The following is a 26,528-nucleotide window of genomic DNA, read 5'->3' as shown; positions in this document are numbered from 1 at the left end:
CCACCGCCGGTGCCATCAATGCTGCCCGCGACACCATTGGTGCCCAAGAAGCCATCACCGCCGAGACCCCCGTTGCCCCCGACGGTGGCCGCCCCATCCAACCCGTCGGCGCCCTGACCGGTGCCATCGCCGTCGCTGCCACCGGTCCCGCCGGCACCGAAGTCGCCACCGGCACCACCGGCACCACCATTGCCGGCGTCGGGGCGCTCCGCGGTACCAGCCGCACCCGCACCACCCGCGCCTGCGATTCCGGCATTGCCGCCCTCCCCGGCGGCACCGCCGGAACCGGTGATGCCGGCGGCACCGTTGGTGGCACTACCGGCCACACCACCGGCACCACCATTGCCGCCCGCACCACCAGAGCCGGCGTTACCGCCGGCCCCACCATTGCCGTCGCCACCATCAGCGAACGTCCCCGCGGCACCGTCGGCACCGTCGGCACCGGAACCACCAGTACCCCCGGCTGCGCCCTTACCACCTGCGCCACCACTGCCGGCGTTGCCGATAACCGAACCGCCCGAACCACCGGCACCACCGGCACCACCATGGCCGCCGGCGCCGCCGGAGACCCCGGAGCCGCCGACCAGGGTGGCATCCGCACCGACTGCACCCGCAATGCCGTTTCCGCCGACGCCACCTGAGGCGCCGTTGCCGTGCGCGCCACCATCACCACCGACACCACCGTTGCCGCCGGAGGCACCGTCACCAGTGGCCAACAGGCCGGTGCCGTTGCCGCCGGCGCCGCCGACACCGCCGTTGCCGCTGATCCCGACCGGCACCTGCCCGTCGGCACCGGGGCGCCCGGCGTTGCCCCACATCCAGGCCATGAACTTCTCACCCGCAGCCCCGCCAGCACCGACGAGCGTGCCGATCTGTCCGCCGGCGCCACCATCGCCACCATCACCGCCACCGAGGGCGCCATCACCACCGAGACCACCGGCGCCACCATCACCGGCCCAACCGGCATTGCCGCCCACACCACCATGACCGGCAGCACCGAAGTGCCCACCCACACCACCGACACCACCACGGCCGCCGGCGCCACCATCACCGCCCAAACCCCCGGCGCCACCATTGCCGCCCACATCATCGAGGCTCACCCCACCGGCGCCGCCTTCACCGCCGACACCTCCGGTGCCGCCCACGCCACCGGCGCCACCCAAACCACCGATGCCCAGCACGAATCCGGCAGCACCCCCGGCACCACCATTGCCACCCAAGCCACCGACGAGCCCGTCGGCGCCAGCCGTGCCGTTGAGCGCACCCAGCACCCCGTCCAGACCAGCCGCACCGGCCGCACCGACCGCACCCGCGCCCCCGGCACCGCCGGCGCCACCGAAACCCAGCAGGCTGATCACATCACCGCCGGCACCCCCATTACCACCGGCCACCAACGCATCGATCGAGGCACCACCCGCGCCACCGGCACCACCATCACCGAACAGCCAACCGCCCACACCACCGGCGCCACCATCGCCACCCTCGACACCGCTACCGCCGACACCACCATTGCCGAACATGCCCGCAGCGCCACCCACACCACCAGCACCACCAGCAATACCGGCCACACCCTCAGCCCCGGCACCACCATCACCGAACAAAAACCCGCCATCGCCCAGATTGCCGAACCACCCCAACGAACCGAACAGCGACTCGTTAGACCCGGAGAACCCATCGACCCCATTGCCGATCAACTCCCGCCCGAACAAGTCCACCCACGGCTGGTTGATCAGATCCAAAAACTGCTCATTACCAGCAATAAAGTCCTGCGTCAGGGTGTACAGCGGCAGGTACAACTGCTCGTGATAAAACGTCGCCACCGCCAGATCGAACTGCTCAAACACGTCATAAATGAACCCCGCATCGGCCGCACCCGGGTCGGCGAACCACCCCGACCACACCTCGGCAGACGTAGTGCCATCCGACAGTCCCGACCAGAACACCGGATCGAACAAATCCTCAAAATCCGCAGACGCCGTCGGCGCCGGACCAACCCCAAACGCCAAAAACGCCGCCACCACACTCGACGCACCCACCACACGCCGCCGCACCACGCGCCCACCAGACGAACGAACCACGTCGCCGCATACCTGCTGGCCCTTCGATCGACCCATGCGCTTGCTGCTGTGCTGACGAGTCACGTCCTACTTGCTCCCGGATCGGCGTGTCCTCAACCTGAGGATGCGGACAGGCTCCGCTCAGGCGGAAGCTACCGACGAGTAGCGCGGCCCGCCACTCGAAACTGGAGAGAAGTTTCCTGTCGCGGAAAGAGAGCGATCGAAATAGCCCTAGAACGCCAGGTCGCGTTCACAAAGTTGATGAAGTCCATCACAATGGACATAGAAAGTGAACTTAACCATAGGATTGCTAATGGAAACATCGACTTTTCCGACAGGCGCCATCGCCGGCAGCGGCCGATCCCCCGTCGGAACCGTAGCCCGACCAGTTTTTGAGACCTAACCCGGTCGCTCAATCGCGACGCTCGTCTACTTTTGATGCCCTCTGTGCCGTCGCCGGATTTAGGTGGCGCTCCCAAGCCGTCGTCGACGTCTCCGTCGTGTCAGCGGGTTGCCACCATGGTGTGCAGTTCGTCGACGGCCCAGGGTGAAAAGCGCTGGTGATCGCGGTATCCGAGCACCGCGGGGATGGGCCGCTCGAAGCGGCCGAGAAAACCGCCCGAGGCCAGGAACACCGATCCGCTGACCCCAGCAGACAGGTCACTGGCCAGGTAGGCGTACAGCGGCGCGACGTACTCGGCGGGGGCCGGATCCAGCGAAGCCCGCATGCTGATCTCATCCAACAGACCTCTGGCGTTCAGGTCTCGGATGTGTTTCTCATAGTCATCTCCGGTGGACAACCGGGTCTTCGCGCCGGGACAGACGACGTTCGCCCGCACCCCGTAGGGGGCGAGTTCCGCGGCCACCGCCACGGTCAGGCCGTTGATCGCGCCCTTGCCGGCGGGATATCCGGTGCCGCCGTAGTCGCCCAGAAATGCCACCGATCCGCTGTTGACGATCGAGCCGCGGCACTGCTCGACCATGATCGGCGCGGCCGCCCGGCAGGTCTGGAAAGCCGTGCCCAAGTGTGCGTCGAGCAGATCGTGGAACTGCTCGGTGGACACCGACAGGATCGAGGATCCGGGGGGCTCGGCGACGCCGGCGCAGTTGATCAGCACGTCGACGCTGCCGTATTCCTCCCGACAGGCCTGGACCAGCGCCACGGCCGTCGCCTCGACATGCGCCGCACCGGCCAGGCCGACGGCCCGCCCACCCGAACCGGTGATCGCGCCCACCGTCTCTGCCACCGCCTCGGGATCCCGGCCGTTGACCACCACTCCGGCACCGCACGCCGCCAACAGTTCAGCTACCGCCCGGCCGATGCCGCGGCTACCACCGACCACGACGGCGCCCCGCGCGGCGAGCAGGGTCTCGGTCACTCGCCCTTCTGCTTATCCAGAACGGCTGCGACATTGGCCTTCTTGTCCTCGCCCTTGCCCTCGGCGGCGGCCCTGTTGCGCTTGGCAATCACCTTCTCCACCACGGCGTTCAACCCGGATCCACGTGGGAAGCCGACGTAGTGGGTGATGAAGATGGCCATCTCGCGCAGCTCGTCCTCGGTCAGTTCGCCGTTGTGCAGCGCGGCGTTGACCTGGATCTCGGCGAGGTCCTTCTCCCCCACCGCGGTGACCACCGTCAGCGTCATCAGGCGCTTGTCGCGCATGGAAAGCCCCGGCCGGCTCCAGATCCGGCCGAACAGGTGATCGGCGGTGAGCGCAAAGTACTCGCCCGGCATGTCGGGCATGTCCCAGGCGTAGACCTCGTTCATCTTGGCCAGCCCGGTACGGCGCAGTTCGTCCATCTGATCTCTCCTAGTCCTTGGAGTGCGGCACACCCAGACCGGCGGCGAGTTCGGCGAGCGCCACCTGGGCAAGCGGAAGGTCGACGCCGGTGGTCTGTCCCAATCCCAGTGCCAGGCTGAGGTCTTTCTCGCCGAGTCCCCGGGTGTGAGTAAAGGCGTTGTAGAGGAAGTGGTCCGCCGGAAGCGGTGCGGTCGAGTCCAGCAGCATGATCGCGCCGGGTCCACCGGTGAGCGCATCGGTGTGACGCACCACCCGGCCCAGCGCCTGCAGATCGAGTCCGGCCGCCTCGGCCAATTTCATCGCTTCACCGGCCGCTGCGTAGGCAGTGAACGTCAACATGTTGCGCGCCAGCTTCATCCGCGTTCCGGCACCGGGCGCCCCGGCATGGATCACCAACGACGCCCACTGCTTGAATGCCGGCTTGATCTGCTCGTAGACCGCGCGATCGGCACCGACCATGGTTGCCAGGTCGCCTTTCTCGGCCGCACCCGCACCACCGCTGACCGGTGCGTCGATGACATGAATGCCCTGCGGCTTCAGTTCCTCGGCCAGCTCAGCGGCCGTGGTGTCGGCGATTGTCGAGTGGATCGCGATGACGGCACCCGGCTTCACCGCGGGCACCAGTTCGGCGACCACTTGCCGGACTTGGGCGTCGTCGAGCACCGTGATGCTGATGATGTCGGCGTTCGCCCCGACTTCCGCGACGCTGCCGGCGACCCTGGCTCCGGCCTCGGCCAGTGGCGTCATCGCCTCGGTCCGCAGGTCGAATATCGTGACGCCACCGGGCCAGTCGACCAAACGCTTGGCCATCGGTGCACCCATGTTGCCGAGGCCGATGTAGCCAAGGCGCGGCTGTTGTTCCGGGCTGCTCATGAGCGGATGATCTGTCCGCCGTCAACGTTGAAGATCTGGCCGGTGATCCACGACGCCTGGTCCGAGAGCAGGAACAGACACATCGGGACGAGGTCCTCCGGCGTACCCATCCGGGCCAGCGGCAGCTGCTGGACCATCTGTTTCACGATGGCCTGCGGGGTGGTGACCCGGTTGGCCTCGGTGTCGATCGGGCCGGGTGCGATCGCGTTGATCCGGATGTTGCGCCAGCCCAGCTCACGGGAGAGCTGCTGAGTCAGACCGTTAACCCCGACCTTGGCCAGACCGTAGAAGTTCGAGTACACCCATGCCGCGGTGGAGGACTGGTTGACGATCGCACCGCCGCCCCGCTTGGCCATCTGCTCGTAGACGACCCGCGTGCAGATCAGTGCGCCGTTCAGGTTCACCCGCATGAAGTTCTCGTAGTAGTCCCACGGCACGGTAAGCAGGCCGTCGAGCTTCATCCCGCCGAAGATCGCGGCATTGTTGACCAGGTAGTCGATTCCGCCGAACTCGGCCACGGCCGCAGCCGCCATTGCGTGCGCCGACTCCAGGTCTGAGACATCGACGCGCACCGCGATCGCCTTGCCGCCATCGGCGACGATCTGGTCGGCCACCGTCTTCGCGCCGTCGATGTTGATGTCAGCGACCACTACCGCGGCACCGTCGGCGGCGAGGGCCTGGGCGTAGGCCTGCCCGATTCCGCCACCGGAGCCGGTGACGATAGCCACCTTGTCGTCGAATTGACCCATCTGCTTGTTCTCCTTGATCCGGTGTTGGTCGTTAGTTCGCTGCTGTCGCAATGGCTTTGGTTTCGAGGTACTCCTCGAACCCGGCGATGCCCATCTCGCGGCCATTGCCGGACTGCTTGTACCCGCCGAACGGCATGTCCGCGGAGTACCAGACCCCACCGTTGACGTTGACGGTGCCGGCCCGCAGTCGGGCCGCCACTCCCGCCGCCCGCTCGGCGTCGGCGCCGTAGACGGTGGCGGACAACCCGTAGGGCGAGTCGTTGGCGATGCGCACCGCGTCGTCGTCGCCGTCATGCGCGATCACGGTGAGCACGGGGCCGAAGATCTCTTCGCGGGCCACCCGCGCCTCGTTGGTCAGCCCAGCGATCACGGTGGGTTCGATGAAGAAGCCGGCGGGCTGGTCCGCGGGGCGACCGCCGCCGCAGGCGAAGTTGCCGCCCTCGGTGATCGCGAGATCCAGGTAGCTCTGCACCCGGTCGCGCTGGCGAGCCGAGATCACCGGGCCGCAGATGGTGCCGGGCTTGGACGGGTCCCCGGCCTTGATCGAGCCCATGGTGCCGGCCGCGATGGCGACCGCTTCGTCGTAGCGGGCCCGGGGCACCACCAGTCGCGTGGTGATCGCGCAGCCCTGCCCGGCGTGCAGGCAGACCGAGAATCCGGCGACCGAGCAGGCCGCGGCCAGGTCGGCATCGTCGAGCACCAGGAAGGCGGATTTTCCACCCAACTCCAGGAACACCTTCTTGATGGTGGCAGCGGCGTCGGCCATCACGCTACGACCGGTGGCGGTCGATCCGGTGAACGAAACCAAGTCCACCCGTGGGTCTTTGGCGAGCGTGGCACCCAGCGCGTGGTCGGTCGAGGTGACGATGTTGACCACGCCCGGCGGAATGTCGGTCTTCTCCGCGATCAGCTCTCCGAGCACCGCGGCGACCCACGGAGTATCGGGGGCGGGTTTGAGCACGACGGTGTTGCCCGCGGCCAGCGCCGGGCCCAGCTTGGCCAGGTTGATCTGGTGCGGGAAGTTCCACGGGGTGATGGCGCCGACGACGCCCACCGCCTCGCGCACCACGGAGCGTCGCGTGGGGATGCCCATCGGCGCGGCCTGGCCGAGATCCTGTGTCCACTCGTAGTTTTCGGCGGTGTCCGCGGCGAAACTGAGGTCGTTGATCGGCCCTTCCAACTGCGCGCCGGCGGTCAGCATCCGGGGCGCGCCCACGTCGGCGATCGTCAGATCGCGAAGCTCCTCGACATGCTCGAGCATCGCGTCTCGCAACTGACGTACGCAGCGCACCCGCAGTTCGGTGTTGGTCGACCAGTCGGTCTCGTCGAATGCCCGGCGCGCTGCGCCGATCGCGCGATCCATGTCGGCGGCGTCGGCATTGGCCGCCTCACCGAGCACCTCTTCGGTGGCCGGGTTGATTGTGGCGAAGCCGCCGGCTCCGCCCGAGGTCAGCTTGCCGTCGATAAGCAGCCGGCTCACGCCGTCAGCCAGTAGCGCCATCGTCTCACTCCCGCAGCTTGGTCGCAGTCCCCCTTGAAGAAACACTGCGAAAATGGACACATGTCCGTTATCACCGGCTCGAACCCTAGACCCAGAGTTGGCGCCCCCGCAACCCTCTTGGCCTGAAACCGTTGTTTCCCAGGGGACTTGCCTAACAAATCCACCTTCAGCTACGTTGGACACGTGTCCAGCGAATCGGTGGCGGCAGTCACATCGACGAACGCTGCCTTTCCCGACCCCGCAACTCCTGGCGCCACACCCGCTCCCCGGAACCGGCGCCAGGAGGAGACCTTCCGCAAGGTGTTGCGCGCGGGCGTCGAAATGCTGCGGGAGAAGTCCTACGCAGACCTGACCGTGCGCGCCGTCGCTGCGCGAGCCAAGGTCGCCCCGGCGACCGCCTACACCTACTTCTCCTCCAAGAACCATCTGATCGCCGAGGTGTATCTGGACCTGGTTCGTCAGGTCCCGTACTTCACCGACGTCAACGAGCCGATGCCGAGTCGGGTCAACCAGGCGCTGCGGCACCTGGCACTGGTGGTCGCCGACGAGCCCGAGGTCGCGGCGGCCTGCACGGCGGCACTGCTCAGCGGCAACAGCGACCCAGCGGTCCGCACGGTGCGCGACCGGATCGGCGCGGAGATCCACCGCCGCATCGTCTCGGCGTTCGGCCCGGACGCGGACCCCCAGAAGGTCTCTGCCCTGGAGATGACCTTCTTCGGCGCTCTGGTCAACGCCGGCAGCGGCGCTTTCACCTACCACCAGATCACCGATCGGCTGGCCTACGTCGTCAGCCTGATCCTCGAATCAGGAGCACCACGATGAGCCTGCAAACGGAGACTTCCAAGCCACCGGTCCTCAACCCCTACGACTACGACTTCCACGAGGACCCGTTCCCCTACTACCGGCGGCTGCGCGACGAGGCCCCGGTGTACCGCAACGAAGAGCTCGATTTCTGGGCGATCTCACGTCACCAGGACGTGCTGCACGGGTTCCGCAACAGCGAAGCGCTGTCCAACCGGGACGGGGTATCGCTGGACCCCGTCTCCCGCGGCCCCCATGCCCAGCTGGTGATGTCGTTCTTGGCGATGGACGATCCGCAGCACCTGCGGCTTCGCACCCTGGTATCCAAGGGCTTCACCCCGCGCCGGATCCGCGAGCTCGAACCCCAGGTGGTTCGGCTGGCGCGCCAGCATCTGGACAACGCGATCCAACCGGGCTCCGACGGCACCTGCTCGTTCGACTTCATCAATGACTTCGCCGGCAAGCTGCCGATGGACGTCATCTCCGAGCTGATGGGTGTGCCGGAGGCCGACCGGGCCCGCATCCGGGAGCTCGCCGACGGGGTGCTGCACCGCGAAGACGGGGTGACCGATGTGCCCCAGTCGGCGATCCAGGCGTCGGTAGATCTGATGACCTACTACAACGCGATGATCGCCGACTTCAAGAAGAACCCGGCAGACAACCTCACGTCCGCACTGCTGGAGACCGAGGTCGACGGCGACCGGCTTGGCGACCAGGAGATCCTGGCGTTCTTGTTCTTGATGGTGATCGCCGGCAACGAGACCACCACCAAGCTGCTCGGCAGCTCCGTCTACTGGGGCCATCGCAACCGCGACCAGCTGACGTCGGTGTTCGCCGACCGCTCCCGGATCCCGCTGTGGGTCGAGGAGACCCTGCGCTACGACACCCCGAGCCAGATCCTGGCCCGCACCGTCGCGGAGGACTACACGCTGCACGGCACCACCATTCCGGCCGACTCGGTGGTGCTGTTGTTGCCCGGTTCCGGAAACCGTGACGAGCGGGTCTTCGACGACCCCGACGCCTTCCGGATCGGACGCGACATCGGTTCCAAGCTGCTCAGTTTCGGCAGCGGCGCCCACTTCTGCCTCGGCGCACATCTGGCCCGGATGGAGGCCCGGGTGGCGCTCGACGAACTTTTCAGCCGGATCAGCGACTACCAGGTCGACGAGGCCAACGCCGTGCGGGTGCATTCATCCAACGTGCGCGGCTTCGCCGACCTCCCGATCACCGTCAAGGAGGCATAAATGCCACGTTTCGACCCGTCCCCGGACCGGCGGCCCGCCATCGTCACTGGCGCATCCTCCGGTATCGGCGCCGCCACCGCAGAAGAATTGGCGCGCCGCGGATTCCCCGTCGCACTCGGTGCCCGACGTACCGACAAACTCGCCGACCTGGTCAGCAAGATCCGGGACAACGGCGGCGAGGCGGTCGCGTTCCCGCTCGACGTCACCGACGCCGACTCCGTGAAATCCTTTGTGGCGTCCAGCATCGATGCGTTGGGCGAGATCGAGTTGCTGGTCTCCGGTGCCGGCGACATGTTCCCCGGACGCATTCACGAGCTGCCCACCGAGGCGTTCAACGACCAGATCCAGGTACATCTGATCGGCGCCAACCGGCTGGCCACCGCGGTGCTGCCGGACATGGTCGCCCGCCAACGCGGCGACGTGATCTTCGTCGGCTCCGACGTGGCATTGCAGCAGCGTCCGCACATGGGCGCCTACGGCGCGGCCAAGGCCGCGCTGGTCGCGATGGTGCACAACCTGCGGATGGAGTTGGAGGGCACCGGAGTACGCGCTTCCATCGTCCACCCCGGTCCGACCCTGACCGAGATGGGCTGGAAGCTGTCCGCCGAGCAGGTGGGTCCGATGCTCGAGGACTGGGCCAAGTGGGGCCAGGCTCGGCACAGCTACTTCCTTCGGCCGCAAGACCTGGCTCGCGCCATCGCATTCGTCGCCGAAACTCCGCGCGGCGCGCACATCGTCGACATGGAGGTGCAGCCGGAGGCCCCGCTGCGCGACACCGACTCCGATCGCCAGAACCTGCAACTGGGCGAGGAAGGAATGCCGAAATGAGCCGCGACATCGACGATGCCGCCAGCGGAGCTCGCGTAGCTGGCGGAGGAGGAGTGGCGCCAATGGCGCTAGCCACTGAGGTTCCCCGGGTCTCCGGGGGCGAGGCCGAGCACGGCCACCTCGAAGAATTCCGCACCGACCCGATCGCGTTGATGCAGCGCGTGCGCGACGAATGCGGCGACGTCGGCTGGTTCGACCTGGCCGGGCGCAAGGTGGTGCTGCTGACCGGCGCCGAAGCCAACGAGTTCTTCTTCCGCTCCACCGACGACGAGCTCGACCAAGCCGCGGCCTACCCGTTCATGACCCCGATCTTCGGCAACGGCGTCGTGTTCGACGCTCCGCCGGAGCGACGCGCGGAGATGTTGCACAACACCGCACTTCGCGGCGAACACATGAAGCGTCACGCCAGCACCATCGAGCACGAAGTACGCCAGATGATCGCCGACTGGGGCGACGAGGGTGAAATCGACCTGCTGGAGTTCTTCGCCGAGCTGACCATCTACACCTCGACCGCGTGCCTGATCGGACGGAAGTTCCGCGAAGAACTCGACAACCGATTCGCCCAGCTGTACTACGAACTGGAGAACGGCACCGACCCGCTGTGCTACGTCGACCCGTACCTGCCGATCGAGAGCTTCCGTCGCCGCGACGAGGCCCGCGTCAAGCTGGTCGAACTGGTGCAGGGCATCATGAACGGCCGACTGGCCAACCCGGAGTCCGACAAGAAGCGCCGGGACATGATCGACGTCATGGTGTCGATCCCGGACGAGAACGGCAACCCGCGGTTCTCCGCCGACGAGATCACCGGGATCATCATCTCGATGATGTTCGCCGGGCATCACACCAGCTCGGGAACCAGCGCATGGACGCTGATCGAGATGCTGCGCCACCCGGAGGCTCACGCCGCGGTGATCAAAGAACTGGACGAGCTGTACGCCGACGGTGGCGAGGTGAGTTTCCATGCGCTGCGCCAGATTCCGAACCTAGAGAACGTGCTCAAAGAGACCCTGCGCATGCATCCGCCGCTGATAATTCTGATGCGGGTTGCCAAGGGCGAGTTCGAGGTCTGCGGCTACCCGATCCACGAAGGCGACATGGTGGCGGCTTCGCCGGCGGTCTCCAACCGGATTCCGGAGAACTTCCCCGAGCCCAACGACTTCGTGCCGGAGCGCTACAACGAACCGCGCGAAGAAGACGTCATCCACCGCTGGACGTGGATCCCGTTCGGGGCCGGTCGGCACCGCTGCGTGGGGGCGGCTTTCGCCACCATGCAGATCAAGGCGATCTTCTCGGTTCTGCTGCGCGAGTACGAGTTCGAGATGTCACAGCCGCCGGAGACCTACCGCAACGACCATTCCAAGATGGTGGTGCAACTGGCCCGCCCGGCCAAGGTGCGCTACCGCCGGCGCAGCAAGTAGAAGCCGAGGGAGCGCTGAAATGGGTAGCTACACAGTGAAGGTGGACCTGGACCTGTGCCAGGGCCACGCGATGTGCGAACTGGAGGCGCCCGACTACTTCCAGGTGCCCAAGCACGGCAAAGTCGAGATTCTCGACTCCGAACCACCCGACTCCGACCGCCGCCAGATCCAGGCAGCCGTACGGTCTTGTCCCACCCGAGCGTTGTCCATTGAAGAGAAACAGGATTGAACTATGCCCTCTTTTTCCCGCGAACAGCTCGACAACTGGGTCGAGCGCTGGTTGCAGGCCAACCGCGACGCCGAAGCGGCCGGCGACTGGCGACCGCTGGCCGACTTCTACGCCGATGACGCCACCTACGGCTGGAACATCGGCCCGAAAGAGGACGTCATGTGCGTCGGGATCGACGAGATCCGCGACATCGCACTGGGTCTGGAGATGGAAGGGCTGGACAACTGGCAGTACCCCTACCAAAAGGTGCTCATCGACGACAAGCAGGGCGAGATCGTCGGCTTCTGGAAGCAGGTCGCGACCGACGCCGACGGTGCCCAGTCGGAGATCTACGGCATCGGCGGCAGCTGGTTTCGACTGAACGCCGAGGCCAAGATCGAGTGGCAGCGTGACTTCTTCGACTTCGGTCACGTCCAGAAGCTCTACCTGGATCTGATGACCGCCGGCAAGCTCTCCAGCGGAATGCAGAAGCGCATCGAGCGCAGCCTGGCCGGCGAGAAGCTCCCCGGCTACTACCCGCTGGGCAAGTCTCCGGTTCCCCTCTGGTAGAACACAACTCACTTCCAGGAGAACTCGTGGCCATACGCGTCGCCCTGATCGGCACCGGCAATGCCGGGCGCATCGCCCTGCGCGGGCTGATCACCAATCCCGCCTATGAGCTCACCGGCGTGTGGGTCTCGACAGCAGCCAAGGTGGGCCAAGATGCCGGCGAGCTCGCCGGTCTCGACGTCCACACCGGCATCGCCGCCACCGACGACTTCGAGGCGATCATCGCCGCCTTGCCCGAGGCCGCGGTCTACTGCGCGATGGGCGACACCCGGCTGCCCAACGCGCTCAAGGACGTCTGCCGACTGTTGGCCGCCGGCATCAACGTCATTGGGACCGCCCCGGGCGTGCTGCAATATCCCTGGGGCGTCATCCCGGATAAGTTCATCGCGCCTATCGAAGACGCGGCCCGACAGGGCAATTCGACGGTCTACGTCAACGGTGTCGATCCCGGCTTCGTGACTGATCTGGTGCCGCTGGCATTCGCCAGCACCTGCGAGCGCATCGAGCAGATCCGCTGCCTGGAGATCGCCGACTACGCGACCTACGACGGGGCCGAAGTCATGTTCGACGTGATGGGCTTCGGTAATTCCCTCGACGAGGTGCCGATGCTGTTGCAGCCCGGCATCTTGAGCATCGCGTGGGGTGCGACGATCCGCGAGCTGGCCGCCGGCCTGGGGGTGACGTTGGATGCCATCACCGACGCCAGCGAACGCGAACCCGCCCCGGAGGCCTTCGATATCGCCGCCGGACATATCCCCCAGGGCGGTGTCGCCGCACTCAAATTCGAGATCAACGGCATCGTCGACGGCAAGCCGCTGATCGTGGTCGAGCACGTCACCCGGCTGCGCAGCGACCTGCGGCCGGACTGGGCGCAGCCGGCACAGCCGGGTGGCTCCTATCGGCTGGAGATCACCGGCGAACCGTCCTACGCCGTCGATATCTGCCCGACCAGCCGGCACGGTGATCACAACTACGCCGCGATCGCCGTTGGTGTGGGCCGTGTCGTCAACGCGATTCCTGCCGTGGTCGCAGCACCGGCGGGCATCGTCACGACCCTCGATCTGCCGTTGGTCGGCGCGCCTGCCGTCATCGCGGGAACCGGCGACTGAGGCACCGAAGACAACCACCATTGGACTGAAAGGCGGAATGCGGATGGGGCGTGTAGACGGAAAGGTAGCTCTGATCAGCGGGGGCGCACGCGGCATGGGCGCGGCGGACGCCCGGATGTTGGTCGGCGAGGGCGCCAAAGTGGTCATCGGCGACGTGCTGGACACCGAAGGCGCAGCGCTCGCGGCGGAACTCGGTGACGCCGCGCGGTATGTGCATCTCGACGTCCGGGACCCGGAGCAGTGGACTGCCGCGGTGACAACCGCGGTTGAGACGTTCGGGAAGCTGAACGTATTGGTCAACAATGCCGGGACCGTCGCGCTGGGGCCGCTGCGCAAGTTCGATCTGGACCAGTGGCACAACGTCATCGACGTGAACCTCAACGGCACATTCCTGGGAATGCGGGCCTCCATCGATTCGATGATCGCCGCCGGCGGCGGGTCCATCATCAATGTGTCATCGATCGAGGGTCTGCGCGGGGCCCCGATGGTGCACCCCTACGTGGCCTCGAAATGGGCGGTGCGCGGACTGACGAAATCCGCCGCTCTCGAACTGGCGCGCCACAACATTCGGGTCAACTCGCTGCACCCCGGTTTCATCCGTACCCCGATGACCGAGCATCTACCCGAGGACATGGTGACGATCCCGCTGGGCCGGCCCGGCACATCCGAGGAAGTCGCCACCTTTGTGGTGTTTTTGGCCAGTGACGAGTCCTCCTACGCCACGGGCTCGGAGTTCGTCATGGACGGCGGTCTGGTCACCGATGTTCCGCACAAGACCGGTTGACACCTGGTCATACACCTAGCCATCATGTGTATGTCCGAGCGAGGTTCGTGTTCCAGCGACAACCAAAGGTGTTCGTCTTGACATCAACGCAATCAGCTTGTCCGTTCGGTTCAGGTTTCGACTTCACCGACCCGGATGTCCTGCTGCACGGCATGCCGATCACGGAGTTCGCCGAGCTGCGCAAGACGGCACCGGTCTGGTGGAACGAACAGCCGTCGCACAGCAACATCTTTGACGACGGCGGCTACTGGGTCATCAGCAAACACCAACACATCAAAGAGATCTCACGCGACAACGACGTGTGGTCGACCAATGCCAAGGGTGCGGTCATGCGGCTGCCCGACGGCATCACCGCCGACCAGTTGGACTTGACCAAAGCGTTGTTGATCAACCACGACCCGCCCGAGCACACTCGGCTGCGCAAGTTGGTGTCGCGGCTGTTCACGCCGCGGTCCGTCGCTGCGCTGGAGGAGAAACTGGCCCAGTCGGCCCGCGAGATCGTCGCCGCGGCGGCCGAGAAGGACAGCGGCAATTTCGTCGACGACATCGCGATGCGACTACCGCTGCTGGCGATCGCCGACCTGCTCGGGGTTCCCGAGGCCGATCGGGAGAAGCTGTTTCACTGGACCAACTCGATCATGAACACCGATGACCCGGATTTCGACTCCGATCCGGCGATGGCCAACGCCGAGTTGATGGGCTATGCCTACACCATGGCCGAGCAGCGGCGGCGCTGCCCGGCCGACGACATCGTCACCCGCCTCGTCCAGGCTGACATCGACGGCGAATCGCTCGGCGAAACCGAGTTCGCGTTCTTCGTCATCCTGCTGGCGGTGGCGGGCAACGAGACCACCCGCAACGCCATGACGCACGGCATCAACGCGTTCGCGGAGAACCCCGATCAGTGGGAGCTCTACAAGCGGCAGCGGCCCGAGACCGCTGTCGACGAGATCGTGCGCTGGGCAACCCCGGTGCACTGCTTCCAGCGCACCGCCAAGGTCGACACCGAGATCGGCGGGGTGGCCATCGGCAAAGGGCAGCGGGTCGGGTTGTTCTACAGCTCGGCCAACTACGACGAAGAGGTCTTCGACCGGCCGTTCAGTTTCGACATCCTGCGCGACCCCAACCCGCACCTGGCGTTCGGCGGGCAGGGCACCCACTACTGCATCGGCGCCAACTTGGCCCGGATGGAGATCCGGCTGATTTTCGACGAAATCGCCAACCAGCTCCCGGATATCGCGAAGCTGGCCGAACCGCAACGACTGCGGTCCGGCTGGATCAACGGTGTCAAGGATCTGCAGGTCGCCTACCACGGCTGAGCCGTCGGCGGCGCGGCCAGGCGGTGTGGGCGCGGGGGTTCGAAAGAACCTTCCCGCCGCCCGGTAGCGGGCTATAGGCTCCGAGCAGGGGACTGCCGGACGTCCGGAAATTCAAGAGGAAAGCAGGTTTGCGGTGAAGACAAAGGGTGCGTTGCTCTGGGAGTTCAACAAACCGTGGTCGGTCGAGGAGATCGAGATCGGTGACCCCCAGAAAGACGAGGTCAAGATTCAGATGGAGGCGGCGGGCATGTGCCACTCCGACCACCACCTGATGACCGGCAGCATCCCCATGGCCGGCTTCCCGGTCCTCGGCGGACACGAGGGCGCCGGCATCGTCACCGAAGTCGGCCCCGGCGTGGAGGACATCGCCCCCGGCGACCACGTGGTGCTGTCCTTCATCCCGTCCTGCGGCAGCTGTCCGACCTGTCAGTCCGGACTGCGTAACCTGTGCGACCTGGGCGCCGGCCTGCTCAACGGGGTGGCGGTCAGCGACGGCACCTTCCGCGTCACCGCGCGCGGCCAGGGCGTCTACCCGATGACACTGCTCGGCACGTTCTCGCCGTGGATGGTGGTGCACAAGTCCTCGGTGGTGAAGATCGACCCGTCGATTCCGTTCGAGGTGGCGTGCTTGGTCGGCTGCGGTGTCACCACCGGCTACGGTTCGGCTGTCCGCAGCGCCGACATCCGCCCGGGCGAAGACGTCGCGATCGTCGGTGTCGGCGGGGTGGGTATGTCGGCATTGCAGGGCGCGGTCAACGCCGGCGCCCGCAACATCTTCGTCATCGACCCGGTGGACTGGAAGCGCGACCAGGCGCTGAAGTTCGGTGCCACCCACGTCTACCCGGACATCTTCGCCGCGATGGGCGGCATGATGGAGGTCACCGCCGGCCTGATGGCCCGCAAGGTGATCGTCACCGTCGGCGAGGTGCACGGCGCCGACGTCGACAACTACATGATCTTGACCGCCAAGGGCGGCACCTGCGTGCTCACCGCGATGGGGTCCATGCTGGAGAACCAGGTCACGCTCAACCTGGCGATGCTGACGTTGCTGCAGAAGAACCTGCAGGGCACCATCTTCGGCGGCGGAAACCCGCAGTACGACATCCCGCAGCTGCTGTCGATGTACAAGGTCGGCAAGCTGAACCTGGACGACATGGTCACCCGCCAGTACAAGCTGGAGCAGATCAACGAGGGCTATCAGGACATGCTGGACGGCAAGAACATTCGCGGCATCATCCGCTACACCGACGCGGACCGCTAGCGCGGCGGAGCCGGGCGAAGCGGGTCCGCGTTACAGCACAGCGGATCGGTAGCGCGGCGGCGCCGCGTACCAGTTAGCTCTGCGCTGAGGGCGAAGAAGTGCGAGAAGCACCCGCCCTCAGCGCAGAGTCAACGAAAGATTAGGCGGGCCGGAACACCAGACTGGCCTTGAGCTTGGTCTTGTTGCCGACCATGCCCAGAAAGTTCCCTTCCACAGCGAACTGTTTACGGGTGACGGTGGTCTCGGTGGTCAGTCGTACACCGCCGTCGTCGAGTGGTGCCACCTCGACCTTCAGCGGCAACGGTCCGGTGATGCCCTTGACGGTCAGTTCGGCGTCCAGCCGGGCGACATCGCCGCCGGCCGGCTCCCCACCGCTGACCACGACGGTGATGTCGGGGTAATGGTCGGTGTTGAAGAAGTTCGATCGGCGCAGGTCGTGGTCACGGGTGCCCAAGCCGGTGTTGATCGAGGCGGCCTTGATATCGACCCTGCCGGACACCGTCTTGTCGTCCTTGATCTCGCCGCTGCCGGTGAATTCGGTGAACGCGCCCCGAACTTTCAGCGCGCCCCACATGGTCCCGTTCTCGAATCGGATGCTGGACTGCCCAGGATCCAGATTCCAGGTTCCGACTGCTTTAGGACTGCTGAGAAATGTTGCGACAGATGACATCTCATCTCCTCCGCCTCCGGCGTAGCAAGCCCGCACGATGGGTATCAGCTCGTCCTCGATAATACGCAGCAGCGCCCGTTTAATCTGGCACTCGGCGCATATGCTGAACCCCATGACCACCGTGTTCACCAAAATCATCAACCGGGAGCTGCCGGGTCGGTTCGTCTACGAGGACGACGACGTCGTCGCCTTCTTGACCATCGAGCCGATGACCCAGGGCCACACGCTGGTGGTGCCCCGCGCCGAGATCGACCAGTGGCAGGACATCGACGGCGCCGTCTTCGCCCAGGTGATGGCGGTGACGCAGAAGATCGGCAAAGCGGTGTGCCGAGCGTTCGACACCGAGCGCGCGGGCGTGATCATCGCCGGCCTGGAAGTTCCGCACCTGCATGTCCACGTCTTTCCGACCCGCAGCCTGTCCGACTTCGGCTTCGCCGGTGTGGATCGCAACCCGTCAGCGGAATCGCTGGACGAGGCGCAGGCCAAGATCAAGGCCGCCCTGGCCGAACTAGGCTGAGGCTCAGACGATCTCAGCGGGCAGCTCGGCGGAGCGAGCCGAGGTGTCGGCAAGACGCGGCAGCGAGACCCGGAACGTGCAACCCTGACCCGGCGGAGAGCTGACGGTCACGGAGCCGTGGTGCGCCCGGGTCAGCGAGTCAACGATCGACAGCCCCAATCCGGTGCCACCGCTGGCCCGCGCCCGCGACGAGTCGGTCCGGAAGAACCGCTCGAAAACCCGCTCCACATCCTGCTCGCTCATTCCGGGGCCCTGGTCGACGACCTCGAGGATCGCGTCGTCGCCCTCCGTGCCGACCCGCACGGTGATCGCGGTCCCGTCCGGAGTGTGTTGCAGCGCATTGGAGACCAGATTGCTCAGCACCTGCCGCAGCCGGGCTTCGTCACCGAGCACCTCCGGGGTTCCCGGGCCGTCGAAGACCTCGAGTTCGACGGCGCGATTCGGTGCGGTGGCCCGGGCGTCGTGCACCGCGTCGGTGGCCAACACCAACAGGTCGACCCAGTGCCGCTCCAGCGGACGCTGAGCATCGGTTCTGGCCAACAGCAGCAGGTCCTCGACGAGCAGACCCATCCGGCGGGCTTCGCTTTCGATGCGCGACATCAACAACTCCACATCGCGGGCCGCACCCTGCCGGTACAGCTCGGCGAAGCCGCGAATCGTGGTCAGCGGGGTGCGCAGCTCGTGGCTGGCATCGGTGATGAACCGCCGCATCCGCTCTTCGGAGATGCGTGCACTCTCGGCCGAGGCCGCCGAGGAGGCCACCGCCTCCTGGATCTGCGCCAACATGCCGTTGAGCGCCAACGTGAGCCGTCCGACTTCGGTACGTGGATCACGTTCAGGCACACGGCTGTCCAACTGACCGGCGGCGATGGCCGCCGCGGTCCGTTCGACCTCTGCCAGCGGCCGCAGGCTGCGGTTGACCACCACATAGCCGGCGGCGCCCAGTACCAACAGCACCCCGACGCCGATCGTCACCCGCCACCAGGCCAGGTAGCGCAGCGTGGCCCGAGGATCGGACAGGTCCCTGGCCACGGTGATCAGCCTGCCGTTCTCGCCGTGCACCGACAACGCCCGCCACTGCACGCCCGACCCGTCGACCGAGCCGATCGTGATCGGCACCGATCCCACGTCGTTGTCCGGCGGCAGCAACGGCTCGGCGTTCTGGTCATTGACGACGGTCCAGATGCTGCCGTCGGGGTCGACGTCGCGGACGTAGAAGCTGGTCGGCGGCCGACCGGGATTGGGGTCCTCCCCCTCCCTCGACGGCAGCCGCCCGCGCTGTTCCAGGGCCCAGCCGTGGGCGGCGTCGATGAGCGTGGCGTCGATCCTGCCGATCAGACGGTGCCGCAAAATCGTGGTCACGGCGTAGCCCTGCGCCAGCAACCCGATGGCAACCATGGCCAGGGTCGCGGCGACCAGGCTGACTTTCAGCGGCAAGATGTCCCGAAGGGGTTTGACCATCCCCATATGCGTCGACCTATAACCCGTTTCCGGCCTTCACCGGCCACAGTCGTTCGTCGCGGTTTGCTCTCATCGCGGCTCGCGCAACACATAACCCACCCCGCGCAGCGTGTGCAGGAGGCGCTTTTCGCCGGTGTCGATCTTGCGCCGGAGGTAGGAGACATAGGACTCCACCACGTTCACGTCGCCGCCGAAGTCGTAGCGCCAGACGTGGTCGAGGATCTTCGGCTTGCTCAGCACCGTGCCGGCATTGATCACAAAGTACCGCAGCAAGGTGAACTCGGTGGGCGACAACGACACCGGTTGGCCGGACTTCCACACTTCGTGGGTGTCCTCGTCGAGTTCGATGTCGGCGAACGTCAGCCGCGAGTTGCGCGGTTCCTGGGCGCCCTTGCCCGCCCGACGCAGAATGACGCGCAGCCGGGCCACCACCTCCTCCAAGCTGAACGGCTTGGTCACGTAGTCGTCGCCGCCCAGCGTCAGCCCGGTGATCTTGTCCTGCAGTGAGTCGCGGGCGGTCAAGAACAGCGCCGGCGCGTCGATGCCGTCGGCGCGCAGCCGGCGCAGCACCCCGAATCCGTCCATGCCCGGCATCATCACGTCGAGGATCACCGCGTCCGGCCGGACCTCGCGCGCGCGGTCCAGCGCCGCCGGCCCGCTGGAGGCCGTGTAGACCTCGAACCCCTGGAATTTCAGGCTGACCGACAACAGTTCGACGATGTTTGTCTCGTCATCGACGACGAGAACTCGGGCCTCCGGTGCGGCGTCTTGCGCGGCTGTTGCTCCCATAGCGTCAATTCCCTCGCGGCCTGGTGAAAATGACCTGGATATTGGCTGTACGTTTGTTGTCAATCAAACTAGCTGATACCCGCTCCGAACGACCCCTAGACTGGCCTGGTGAGCCTGGTCAAACAGCTGATTGCCGTGTCCACCGCTCCGGCGCGCATCGGTCTGTCGATCGCCGACGCCAGTCTCGGCGTCGCCACGACGGCGCTCGGGCTGGCCCGCCAGGCCCTCGGCGAGGCCGGTAAGCAGGGCTCGAACAGCTCCATGGCGCACATGCTGGGCTTGGACGACACCATCGCCAGGGCTAACCGGCTGGCCAAGTTGATGGACGACGACGCACCGCTGGGGCGTGCGCTGGCACCGGGCGGCCCGGTAGACCGGCTGCTGGCTCCGGGCGGCCTGGTCGACCAGCTGACCGGACCAGGCGGGGTCGTTGACCGGCTCACCGCCGAGGGCGGCGGGCTGCAGCGGGCCCTGCAGCCCGGCGGCCTGGTCGATCAGCTGACCGACGAAGACGGGCTGATCGAACGACTGCTGTCCGAGGACGGGTTGGCCGACCGGTTGCTGTCCGAGGGCGGGCTGATCGACAAGCTGACGGCCCGTAACGGGCCCCTGGAGCAGCTCGCCGGTCTCGCCGACACCCTGGGGCGGCTGGCCCCCGGCATGGAGGCTCTGGAGCCGGCGATCGAGACCCTGCAGGAAGCGGTGATCGCGCTGACGCTGGTGGTCAATCCGCTGAGCAACATCGCCGAACGCATCCCGCTGCTGCCGCGCCGGTCCAGCCGGCGCTCTTCGCCGCGGACGGTGCGCTCCCAACGGGTGATCGACCAGGACCCGACCGATCCCCAGAGTTGAGGCCGCTGGCCGCTAAGCTGGCAGCGCTAGACCCGCCTCCTTAGCTCAGTGGCAGAGCAGCGCTCTTGTAAAGCGCAGGTCGTCAGTTCAATCCTGACAGGGGGCTCCACCACTGACCAAGCGCTGACTAGTCGCGGGTCAGGTACTCCAGCACCACGCGGGTAAAGGCGTCCTTGGCCTCGATCATGGTCCAGTGCCCACAGTTGGGGAACACGTGCACCTCGGCGTTGGGAATAGTCCGCATCGGGATCAGCGCCATGTCCAGCGGGCTGACCCGGTCGTCGCGGCCCCAGGTGACCAGTGTCGGCGCCTTCAGCCGGTGCATCATCGCCCACGGCAGCGGCCCCTTGGACGCCTGCATCATCTTCACCATGCCTGCGAAGGCTTCCTTGCCGTACATCCGCCGGGCGCTGGCCAGGGTGTCGGGGTCGGTGGCCAGTGCCCACCGCTCCTCGATCAGTTCTTCGGTGATCACCGACGGGTCGTAGACCATCGAGTGCAGCCAGCGCACCAGTGCGTCGCGGCTGGGGTTGTCGACAAAGTCCTGCAGCAACCGGATGCCCTCGGCCGGTCCCGGGCTGAGCAGGTTGGTGCCGATGCCGCCGATGGTCACCAGCCTGCTCACCTTGTCGGGGTTGCCGATCGCGTAGCCGATGCCGACGCCGCCGCCCATCGAGTTGCCCACGATGCTGAACTGGTCCAGCCCCAGCGCTTCGGCGAAGGCCGGCACCGCGCCGAACGCGGTCACCATGGGATGCCCGCCGAAGTCGTCGCTGACCCCGAACCCCGGGAATTCCAGCACCAGGCAGCGGAAGTGCTCGGCGAAGGCGGGCAGCACGCCACGGTAGTTGCGCCATCCGGTCACACCCGGCCCAGAGCCGTGCAGCATCAGCAGCGTCGGTCCGTCACCGGCTTCGTGGTAGCGCAGGACCCCTTGCTCGGTGGTCACCTCGCGCAGGGTCTCGTCGTGGCTCAACTCGGCCGGCATGTGTCTCCTCAAAGATCCCGAAACTCTTTAGACACGCTAACGCCGGACGCTGCCCGTCGCGGTGCCGGGGTCGGGGTCGGGGTCGGTACCTTGCCCGCGCTGGCCCCGCCGTCGACGGCCAACTCGGCTCCGGTCATATACGCCGAGGCGTCCGAGGCCAAGAAGGCGACCACGTCGGCGACTTCGGAGGGCATTCCGATGCGGGTCAGCGGCGCTGCCGGATGCCGGCCCGGGCCGGGCCGGATGCCCAGATGCGCGACCATCGGGGTGTCGATCATGCCGGGATGCACCGAATTGACTCGAATTCCGTAGGGCCCCAACTCGATTGCAGCGACCTTTGTCATGCCGCGCAGTCCCCACTTCGATGCCCCGTAGGCGCTGTAGCCGGCCAGGCCCTGCAACCCGGCCTGCGACGACACATTGATCACCGACCCTCCGCCGCTCGCCCGCATCGGCTCCACCACCGCCTTGACGCCCAGAAACGCCCCGATAAGGTTGACCCGCAGCATCGCCTTGAAGCCCGCGGCGGACTGCTCGACGAGCGGAACCGACTGGCAGATGGCGGCATTGTTGACCAGTACGTCCAGCCGCCCGAACTCGCTGACCGCAGTCTCGACCACGGTCTCCCACCCGGCCTCGTCCCCGACGTCGTGCCGCACGAACCGGGCCCCGAGTTCGGTGGCGACGCGCTCCCCCTCCTCCAGCACATCGGTCAGCACCACTTGAGCGCCCAGCGAGGTGAACAGCCGGGCCTCAGCGGCGCCCTGCCCGCGCGCCGCCCCGGTGATGATCGCGACTTTGCCCTTCAGATCCACCAACGTCATCTCCTCAGACCGTCTTCACGTCGAGGCCGGTGATCAGGACTTCACTGAGCCGGCGGGGGATTTCGGTGAGTGCCGCGGTCACCACGATCTGACGCGGCAGGTTCACATACTTGCGGCGCCGCTCGACGGCATCGGCGACCGCATTGGCCACGAACACCGGATCCAGTGCTTCCCGCGGCTGCATCCGCCACCGCTCGAAGCGCTCGATCACCCGACGCGTCGGGCCGAATTCACGGATGTTGTCGATCATGTCGGTCTTGACCGACCCGAGCTGAACCAGCGTGGTGCCGACCGGGGTACCGCGCAGTTCCTGGCGCAGTCCGTGGGTGAACTGGCTCAGACCGGCCTTCGAGGTGCCGTACAGGGTGAGGCCCGGCGTGATGCTCAGCGCGCCCATCGACGACACGTTGACGATGTGGCCCCGACCGCGAGACACCAGCCGCGGCATGAGCGAACGGCTCAGCTCCATCGGCGCAGCCAGGTTGACCTGCAACACTTCTCGCACCGACTGCGCCGAGGTGTCGGGCAGCAGACCGACGTGGTCCAGGCCGGCGTTGTTGATCAGCACGTCCACCGGCCCGTCGGATTCCACCCGCTCGATCAAGGTCTCCACGGCCGCGGGGTCGGACAGGTCGGTCGGGTAGGCCTTGCCGTCGAGCTCCTTGGCCAGGATCTCCAGGGCCGCACCATCGCGTGCCACCAGCGCGACGTCGGCGCCACGCTCGGCTGCCACCTGGGCGATGCTCCTGCCCAGACCACGGCTGGCGCCGGTGATCAAGACCCGAGCGTTCCTCAGTTGCATGGTGATCCTTCCGGTAGGGCCGCACGGAGCACCGCGCAGACGTCGTCGCTGGCCTGAGCGGCGAAGGGCAGATGGTCCGCCAGGTTGAAGAAGCCGTGGAAGCCCTGCGCGTAGCGCGTGACGCTGGCCGCAACACCCGCGTCCTCAAGTCGCCGGGCGTACTCCTCGCCCTCGGAACACAGTGGGTCCAACGCGCCGGTGACGACGTGGGCCGGCGGCAGCCCGGTGAAGTCACCGAGGATCGGTGAGGCCAGCACGTCGGTTCGGTCGCCGTCGCGGCCCAGGTACTGCTCGGTGAACCACTGCATGTGGGCCGCGGTGAGGGTCCCGTTGGGGGCAGGTCGGGCACCGGACGCCGGCGTCTGCTTGCGTCGCTGGTCGACGACGGGATAGATGAGCAACTGGAACGCGATCGCCGGCCCGCCGCGGTCCCGGGCGAGCATGGCGACCACCGCGGCGAGGTTGCCTCCGGCGCTGTCACCGGCGACCACCAACCGCGCCGGATCGCCGCCGAGCTCGGCGAGGTGGGCGGCCACCCACCGCGTGGCCGCCCAGGCGTCATCGATCGCGGCGGGGAACGGCGATTCGGGCGCCAGCCGGTAGTCGACCGACACCACGATCGCCCCGACGCCGTTGGCGAGCCGGCGACAGCAGGAGTCGTGCGAGTCGAGGTCGCACAGCACGAAGCCGCCGCCGTGGAAGTAGACCAGCACCGGCAGCTTCTCGCGGGGCGTGCCCGGGTCGAGGGGGAAGTAGATGCGCACCTGCATCGGGCCGGCGGGGCCGGGTATGTGGCGCTCGTCGACCCAGCCCACCGGGACGGGTCTGGCCGGGCGCCGGCTGGCTTTCAGGCTGGCCCGCACCTGGACCGCGTTGCCGTCACCGGCCGCGATGGATGCGAAGGCCGCGCTCATCCGGTCGGCCAGCTCGGTCTGCATCGAGGCGATATCGCTCACGCAGCGCAACGTAGGACGTCGGCGCCGCCGGCAAATCCCGATGTCCCACTGTGTGAGACAACGTGTCGGGCCGGGCACACCGCAGGCATACAAGTGAACCGGACCACATCACTGCGATAGCGAGTGGAGCGACATATGCGGCGCCTGACCGGCGAGGACAACAGCTTTCTGGCGTGGGAGAACGCCGCCCAACCGCAGCACACCATCAAGGTGATGGTGCTCGACCCGAGCCAGGGACAACACAGCCAGCAGCCACTCACCTTCGAAGCGGTCCGGGCCATGGTTCCGGCCCTGGTCGAGCGGGTCGAGCCGCTGCAGTGGCAGCTGCTGATGCCCCGGTTGCGGCTCGGCCGGCCCTGGTGGGTGGCCCGGCCTCACATCGACGTCGCTCACCACGTCCAGCGGGTCACTCTCGCCGCGCCCGGTGGTGATCACGAACTGGCGACCGCGATCGACGCGATCTTCCACGACCGGCTCGATCGCAGCCGCCCGGCCTGGCAACTGTTCTACGTCGACGGCCTGGCCGACGGCAGGATCGCGTTGATCTGGAAGATCCACCATGCCGTCGCCGACGGGACGGCCTCGCTGCGCATCCTGGAGGCCCTCTGCGGCACGGACATGACCGCGTCGAATCCCCGGCGCGACGAGCGGCGGCCGGCGCCGTGGCACTGGCTGCCGATGGTGGCGCGCCATCAGCTCGCCGCAGCGGTCGGCCTGCCGCGGGTGGTGGCCCGCACCGTCGCGGTGAGCCGGGTCATCCTGGCGCGCCGCCGCGCCGGTAAGCCGGGCTACGCCGCCGCGTTTGCCGCACCCGGGGCTCGCTTCAACGCGCCACTGACCGCGGAGCGACGCTTTGCCTTCCGCGGCTGCGACATGACCGTCATCAAGCAGGTCGCTCGGGCCTGCGGCGTGACGGTCAACGACGTGTTCCTCGCGGTCTGCAGTGGGGCGTTGCGCGGCTACCTCGACCGGCACGGCGAACTGACCGAGGAAGCCCTCACCGCGGTGGTGCCGGTGTCGATGCGCCCGCCGGAGGGCGACCCCTGGGGCAACAAGGTGGCCCGGTGGAACGTCGCGCTGGCCACCGACATCGCCGATCCGCTTGAGCGGCTGAGCGCGATCGCCGCGGCGACTCGGACCGCCCGCGAGGTCCAGGCCGAACGCGACCTATGGCTGCAGCACGACTGGATGGAGTACTGGCCGCTGTTCTGGTTCTACTCGCGCGCCCTGCCGCTGATCGGTGAGCGAACCACCCACCGGCCGACGTTCAGCCTGATCGCGTCGAATATGCGAGGGCCGCAACAGCTTTGCTTCGGCGGTGCGCCGGTCGAACGATTGATCTCATCAGGCCCGCTGGTGTTCCCGATGGGGTTGAACTTCACCGGGTGGAGCTATGAGGGTCAGCTGACGATCGGGGTGCTGAGCTGTGCGGCGCACCTGCCCGACCCCTGGCAGATCGCCGACGGCCTGCCCGCGGCACTGGCCGAGCTGGCGAGTGCGGCCTCAGCGGTCGAGGTCGTCGAGCAGCCGCAGCGCCAGCCGGCATCCGGTGTGGACGTCACGCCACAAGCGGGCGACCGGGTCTGAGGCGTCCAGCGCGTGGCCGCGGCTGCTGCCCAGCACGCGGTCGGCGGCGTCACGCGCCCGGACGGCGGCCTGGCGCTGAGCCCGCGCCGCGGCCCGCGGGTCCTGGGACAGCGACGCGACGATCTGCAGCGTGGCCGCGTCGATATCGGCGGCAGCCCGGGCCGCCTGCCGGGTCGACACCGTCAGGTCGTCGGCCTCCGCGCTGCCGTAGGAGGCGGCCAGCTTCTCCCGAACCTGGGCGACGTGCGCCTGCCACAGTCCGTCGGCGGCACCGGCCACCGCGGCGGCTGCGGCCGCACCGGTGACCACGACGGCACCGTCGTCGCGCGTCGCGAAGACCCGCTCACCGGCGATCGGCAGCGCCGAGACCGCCACGTCGGCCAGACCGGCCCCGGACATGCCGGCCGGTGTGGAGGGCGCCGACACCGTCACGTCGGCGCGTGGAACCAGCACCAGACGGTCACCGTCTGCGGGCAGCAGCAGCCAGTCCGCGGTGTCGGCGCCGGTGACGTCGCACCAGCGCCGACACCGCGGACTGGCTGCTGCTGCCCGCAGACG

25 protein-coding genes, 1 tRNA gene and 2 pseudogenes are annotated in these 26,528 nt (G+C 67.1%); 14 read left to right on the top strand and 14 right to left on the bottom strand.

Annotated elements, in window-relative coordinates:
* From EJK91_RS21925 to EJK91_RS18700, 6 genes and pseudogenes are all read right to left on the bottom strand, one after another.
* Nucleotides 1–2,114: pseudogene (locus EJK91_RS21925) on the bottom strand (hypothetical protein); the annotation flags it as partial.
* 446 nt (nucleotides 2,115–2,560) lie between these two features.
* The gene (locus EJK91_RS18720; RefSeq protein ID WP_125079662.1) at nucleotides 2,561–3,436 is read right to left on the bottom strand and encodes an SDR family NAD(P)-dependent oxidoreductase; all 876 of its coding nucleotides are present in this window, start codon (nucleotides 3,434–3,436) and stop codon (nucleotides 2,561–2,563) included.
* A complete protein-coding gene (locus EJK91_RS18715) occupies nucleotides 3,433–3,858 on the bottom strand; it encodes a carboxymuconolactone decarboxylase family protein (RefSeq protein ID WP_024443858.1) in 426 nt (141 codons plus the stop codon). The genes EJK91_RS18720 and EJK91_RS18715 overlap by 4 nt, the downstream gene beginning before the upstream one ends.
* Nucleotides 3,859–3,868: 10 nt before the next feature.
* Nucleotides 3,869–4,732 (bottom strand): NAD(P)-dependent oxidoreductase, encoded by an 864-nt coding sequence (locus EJK91_RS18710; protein ID WP_024443859.1) that lies wholly within the window; start codon nucleotides 4,730–4,732, stop codon nucleotides 3,869–3,871.
* Nucleotides 4,729–5,481 carry an SDR family oxidoreductase gene (locus EJK91_RS18705; protein WP_125079661.1) on the bottom strand — a complete coding sequence of 251 codons (753 nt, stop codon included), beginning with the start codon at nucleotides 5,479–5,481 and terminating at the stop codon, nucleotides 4,729–4,731. Before EJK91_RS18705 ends, EJK91_RS18710 begins: the two co-directional genes overlap by 4 nt.
* Nucleotides 5,482–5,512: 31 nt before the next feature.
* Nucleotides 5,513–6,982 carry an aldehyde dehydrogenase gene (locus EJK91_RS18700; RefSeq protein ID WP_125079660.1) on the bottom strand — a complete coding sequence of 490 codons (1,470 nt, stop codon included), beginning with the start codon at nucleotides 6,980–6,982 and terminating at the stop codon, nucleotides 5,513–5,515.
* 183 nt (nucleotides 6,983–7,165) lie between these two features.
* Here EJK91_RS18700 and EJK91_RS18695 point away from each other — a divergent pair, with 183 nt between their 5' ends.
* The 10 genes from EJK91_RS18695 (at nucleotide 7,166) to EJK91_RS18650 (ending at nucleotide 16,524) form a co-directional block, all read left to right on the top strand.
* Entirely contained in the window at nucleotides 7,166–7,804 is a 639-nt protein-coding gene (locus EJK91_RS18695) for a TetR/AcrR family transcriptional regulator (RefSeq protein ID WP_046286457.1), read from the top strand.
* Nucleotides 7,801–9,027: a cytochrome P450 gene (locus EJK91_RS18690; RefSeq protein ID WP_065153261.1), complete on the top strand. Its 1,227-nt coding sequence runs from the start codon at nucleotides 7,801–7,803 to the stop codon at nucleotides 9,025–9,027. The genes EJK91_RS18695 and EJK91_RS18690 overlap by 4 nt, the downstream gene beginning before the upstream one ends.
* Entirely contained in the window at nucleotides 9,028–9,855 is an 828-nt protein-coding gene (locus tag EJK91_RS18685) for an SDR family oxidoreductase (RefSeq protein ID WP_105295457.1), read from the top strand. It begins immediately after the preceding gene.
* Nucleotides 9,856–9,917: 62 nt separating this feature from the next.
* Nucleotides 9,918–11,273 (top strand): cytochrome P450, encoded by a 1,356-nt coding sequence (locus EJK91_RS18680; RefSeq protein ID WP_046284265.1) that lies wholly within the window; start codon nucleotides 9,918–9,920, stop codon nucleotides 11,271–11,273.
* Nucleotides 11,274–11,292: 19 nt separating this feature from the next.
* Nucleotides 11,293–11,502, top strand: coding sequence for a ferredoxin (locus tag EJK91_RS18675; RefSeq protein WP_046284264.1), 210 nt, complete (start codon nucleotides 11,293–11,295; stop codon nucleotides 11,500–11,502).
* Between the two features lie 3 nt (nucleotides 11,503–11,505).
* Nucleotides 11,506–12,051, top strand: a complete 546-nt coding sequence (locus EJK91_RS18670; RefSeq protein WP_125079659.1) for a nuclear transport factor 2 family protein — start codon at nucleotides 11,506–11,508, stop codon at nucleotides 12,049–12,051.
* 26 nt (nucleotides 12,052–12,077) lie between these two features.
* Nucleotides 12,078–13,160, top strand: coding sequence for an NAD(P)H-dependent amine dehydrogenase family protein (locus EJK91_RS18665; protein WP_047320534.1), 1,083 nt, complete (start codon nucleotides 12,078–12,080; stop codon nucleotides 13,158–13,160).
* A gap of 43 nt (nucleotides 13,161–13,203) precedes the next feature.
* Nucleotides 13,204–13,944, top strand: coding sequence for a glucose 1-dehydrogenase (locus EJK91_RS18660; protein ID WP_047320607.1), 741 nt, complete (start codon nucleotides 13,204–13,206; stop codon nucleotides 13,942–13,944).
* A gap of 77 nt (nucleotides 13,945–14,021) precedes the next feature.
* On the top strand, nucleotides 14,022–15,263 hold the full coding sequence (locus EJK91_RS18655) for a cytochrome P450 (RefSeq protein WP_047320608.1): 1,242 nt from the start codon (nucleotides 14,022–14,024) through the stop codon (nucleotides 15,261–15,263).
* A gap of 133 nt (nucleotides 15,264–15,396) precedes the next feature.
* Complete coding sequence (locus tag EJK91_RS18650; RefSeq protein ID WP_125079658.1) at nucleotides 15,397–16,524, top strand: NDMA-dependent alcohol dehydrogenase; 1,128 nt, start codon at nucleotides 15,397–15,399, stop codon at nucleotides 16,522–16,524.
* Nucleotides 16,525–16,663: 139 nt separating this feature from the next.
* Here the strand turns inward: EJK91_RS18650 and EJK91_RS18645 are convergent, their stop codons facing one another.
* The gene (locus EJK91_RS18645) at nucleotides 16,664–17,194 is read right to left on the bottom strand and encodes a YceI family protein (RefSeq protein ID WP_125079657.1); all 531 of its coding nucleotides are present in this window, start codon (nucleotides 17,192–17,194) and stop codon (nucleotides 16,664–16,666) included.
* 112 nt (nucleotides 17,195–17,306) lie between these two features.
* Here EJK91_RS18645 and EJK91_RS18640 point away from each other — a divergent pair, with 112 nt between their 5' ends.
* The gene (locus tag EJK91_RS18640) at nucleotides 17,307–17,711 is read left to right on the top strand and encodes an HIT family protein (protein WP_164518020.1); all 405 of its coding nucleotides are present in this window, start codon (nucleotides 17,307–17,309) and stop codon (nucleotides 17,709–17,711) included.
* A gap of 3 nt (nucleotides 17,712–17,714) precedes the next feature.
* Here EJK91_RS18640 and EJK91_RS18635 read toward each other — a convergent pair whose 3' ends face one another.
* Both EJK91_RS18635 and EJK91_RS18630 read right to left on the bottom strand, forming a co-directional pair.
* Nucleotides 17,715–19,172 carry a sensor histidine kinase gene (locus EJK91_RS18635; RefSeq protein ID WP_047320611.1) on the bottom strand — a complete coding sequence of 486 codons (1,458 nt, stop codon included), beginning with the start codon at nucleotides 19,170–19,172 and terminating at the stop codon, nucleotides 17,715–17,717.
* 69 nt (nucleotides 19,173–19,241) lie between these two features.
* Complete coding sequence (locus EJK91_RS18630) at nucleotides 19,242–19,961, bottom strand: response regulator transcription factor (RefSeq protein WP_047320536.1); 720 nt, start codon at nucleotides 19,959–19,961, stop codon at nucleotides 19,242–19,244.
* A 108-nt stretch (nucleotides 19,962–20,069) separates the two neighbouring features.
* Here EJK91_RS18630 and EJK91_RS18625 point away from each other — a divergent pair, with 108 nt between their 5' ends.
* Together EJK91_RS18625 and EJK91_RS18620 are read left to right on the top strand one after the other, a co-directional pair.
* Nucleotides 20,070–20,813 carry a hypothetical protein gene (locus tag EJK91_RS18625; protein ID WP_047320537.1) on the top strand — a complete coding sequence of 248 codons (744 nt, stop codon included), beginning with the start codon at nucleotides 20,070–20,072 and terminating at the stop codon, nucleotides 20,811–20,813.
* A gap of 34 nt (nucleotides 20,814–20,847) precedes the next feature.
* Nucleotides 20,848–20,922: transfer RNA gene (locus EJK91_RS18620), tRNA-Thr, on the top strand.
* Between the two features lie 18 nt (nucleotides 20,923–20,940).
* On the opposite strand, the gene EJK91_RS18615 is transcribed toward EJK91_RS18620, so the two are convergent.
* From EJK91_RS18615 to EJK91_RS18600, 4 genes are read right to left on the bottom strand one after another with little or no spacing between them, the layout of a single operon-like run.
* Nucleotides 20,941–21,801: an alpha/beta fold hydrolase gene (locus tag EJK91_RS18615; RefSeq protein ID WP_047320538.1), complete on the bottom strand. Its 861-nt coding sequence runs from the start codon at nucleotides 21,799–21,801 to the stop codon at nucleotides 20,941–20,943.
* Between the two features lie 8 nt (nucleotides 21,802–21,809).
* The gene (locus tag EJK91_RS18610) at nucleotides 21,810–22,625 is read right to left on the bottom strand and encodes a glucose 1-dehydrogenase (RefSeq protein ID WP_125079655.1); all 816 of its coding nucleotides are present in this window, start codon (nucleotides 22,623–22,625) and stop codon (nucleotides 21,810–21,812) included.
* A 4-nt stretch (nucleotides 22,626–22,629) separates the two neighbouring features.
* Nucleotides 22,630–23,427: an SDR family NAD(P)-dependent oxidoreductase gene (locus tag EJK91_RS18605; protein ID WP_125079654.1), complete on the bottom strand. Its 798-nt coding sequence runs from the start codon at nucleotides 23,425–23,427 to the stop codon at nucleotides 22,630–22,632.
* A complete protein-coding gene (locus EJK91_RS18600; protein ID WP_230987248.1) occupies nucleotides 23,418–24,383 on the bottom strand; it encodes an alpha/beta hydrolase in 966 nt (321 codons plus the stop codon). Before EJK91_RS18600 ends, EJK91_RS18605 begins: the two co-directional genes overlap by 10 nt.
* Before the next feature lie 135 nt (nucleotides 24,384–24,518).
* On the opposite strand from EJK91_RS18600, the gene EJK91_RS18595 reads away from it, so the two are divergent.
* The gene (locus tag EJK91_RS18595) at nucleotides 24,519–25,970 is read left to right on the top strand and encodes a wax ester/triacylglycerol synthase family O-acyltransferase (protein ID WP_125079653.1); all 1,452 of its coding nucleotides are present in this window, start codon (nucleotides 24,519–24,521) and stop codon (nucleotides 25,968–25,970) included.
* On the opposite strand, the pseudogene EJK91_RS18590 reads toward EJK91_RS18595, so the two are convergent.
* Nucleotides 25,887–26,528, bottom strand: a pseudogene (locus EJK91_RS18590) (hypothetical protein); the annotation flags it as partial. The gene EJK91_RS18595 and the pseudogene EJK91_RS18590 sit on opposite strands and share 84 nt — an antisense overlap.

Source organism: Mycobacterium sp. P7213 (assembly GCF_900604305.1).
Lineage (GTDB): Bacteria > Actinomycetota > Actinomycetes > Mycobacteriales > Mycobacteriaceae > Mycobacterium.
This window is presented reverse-complemented; position numbering and strand designations above follow the sequence as displayed.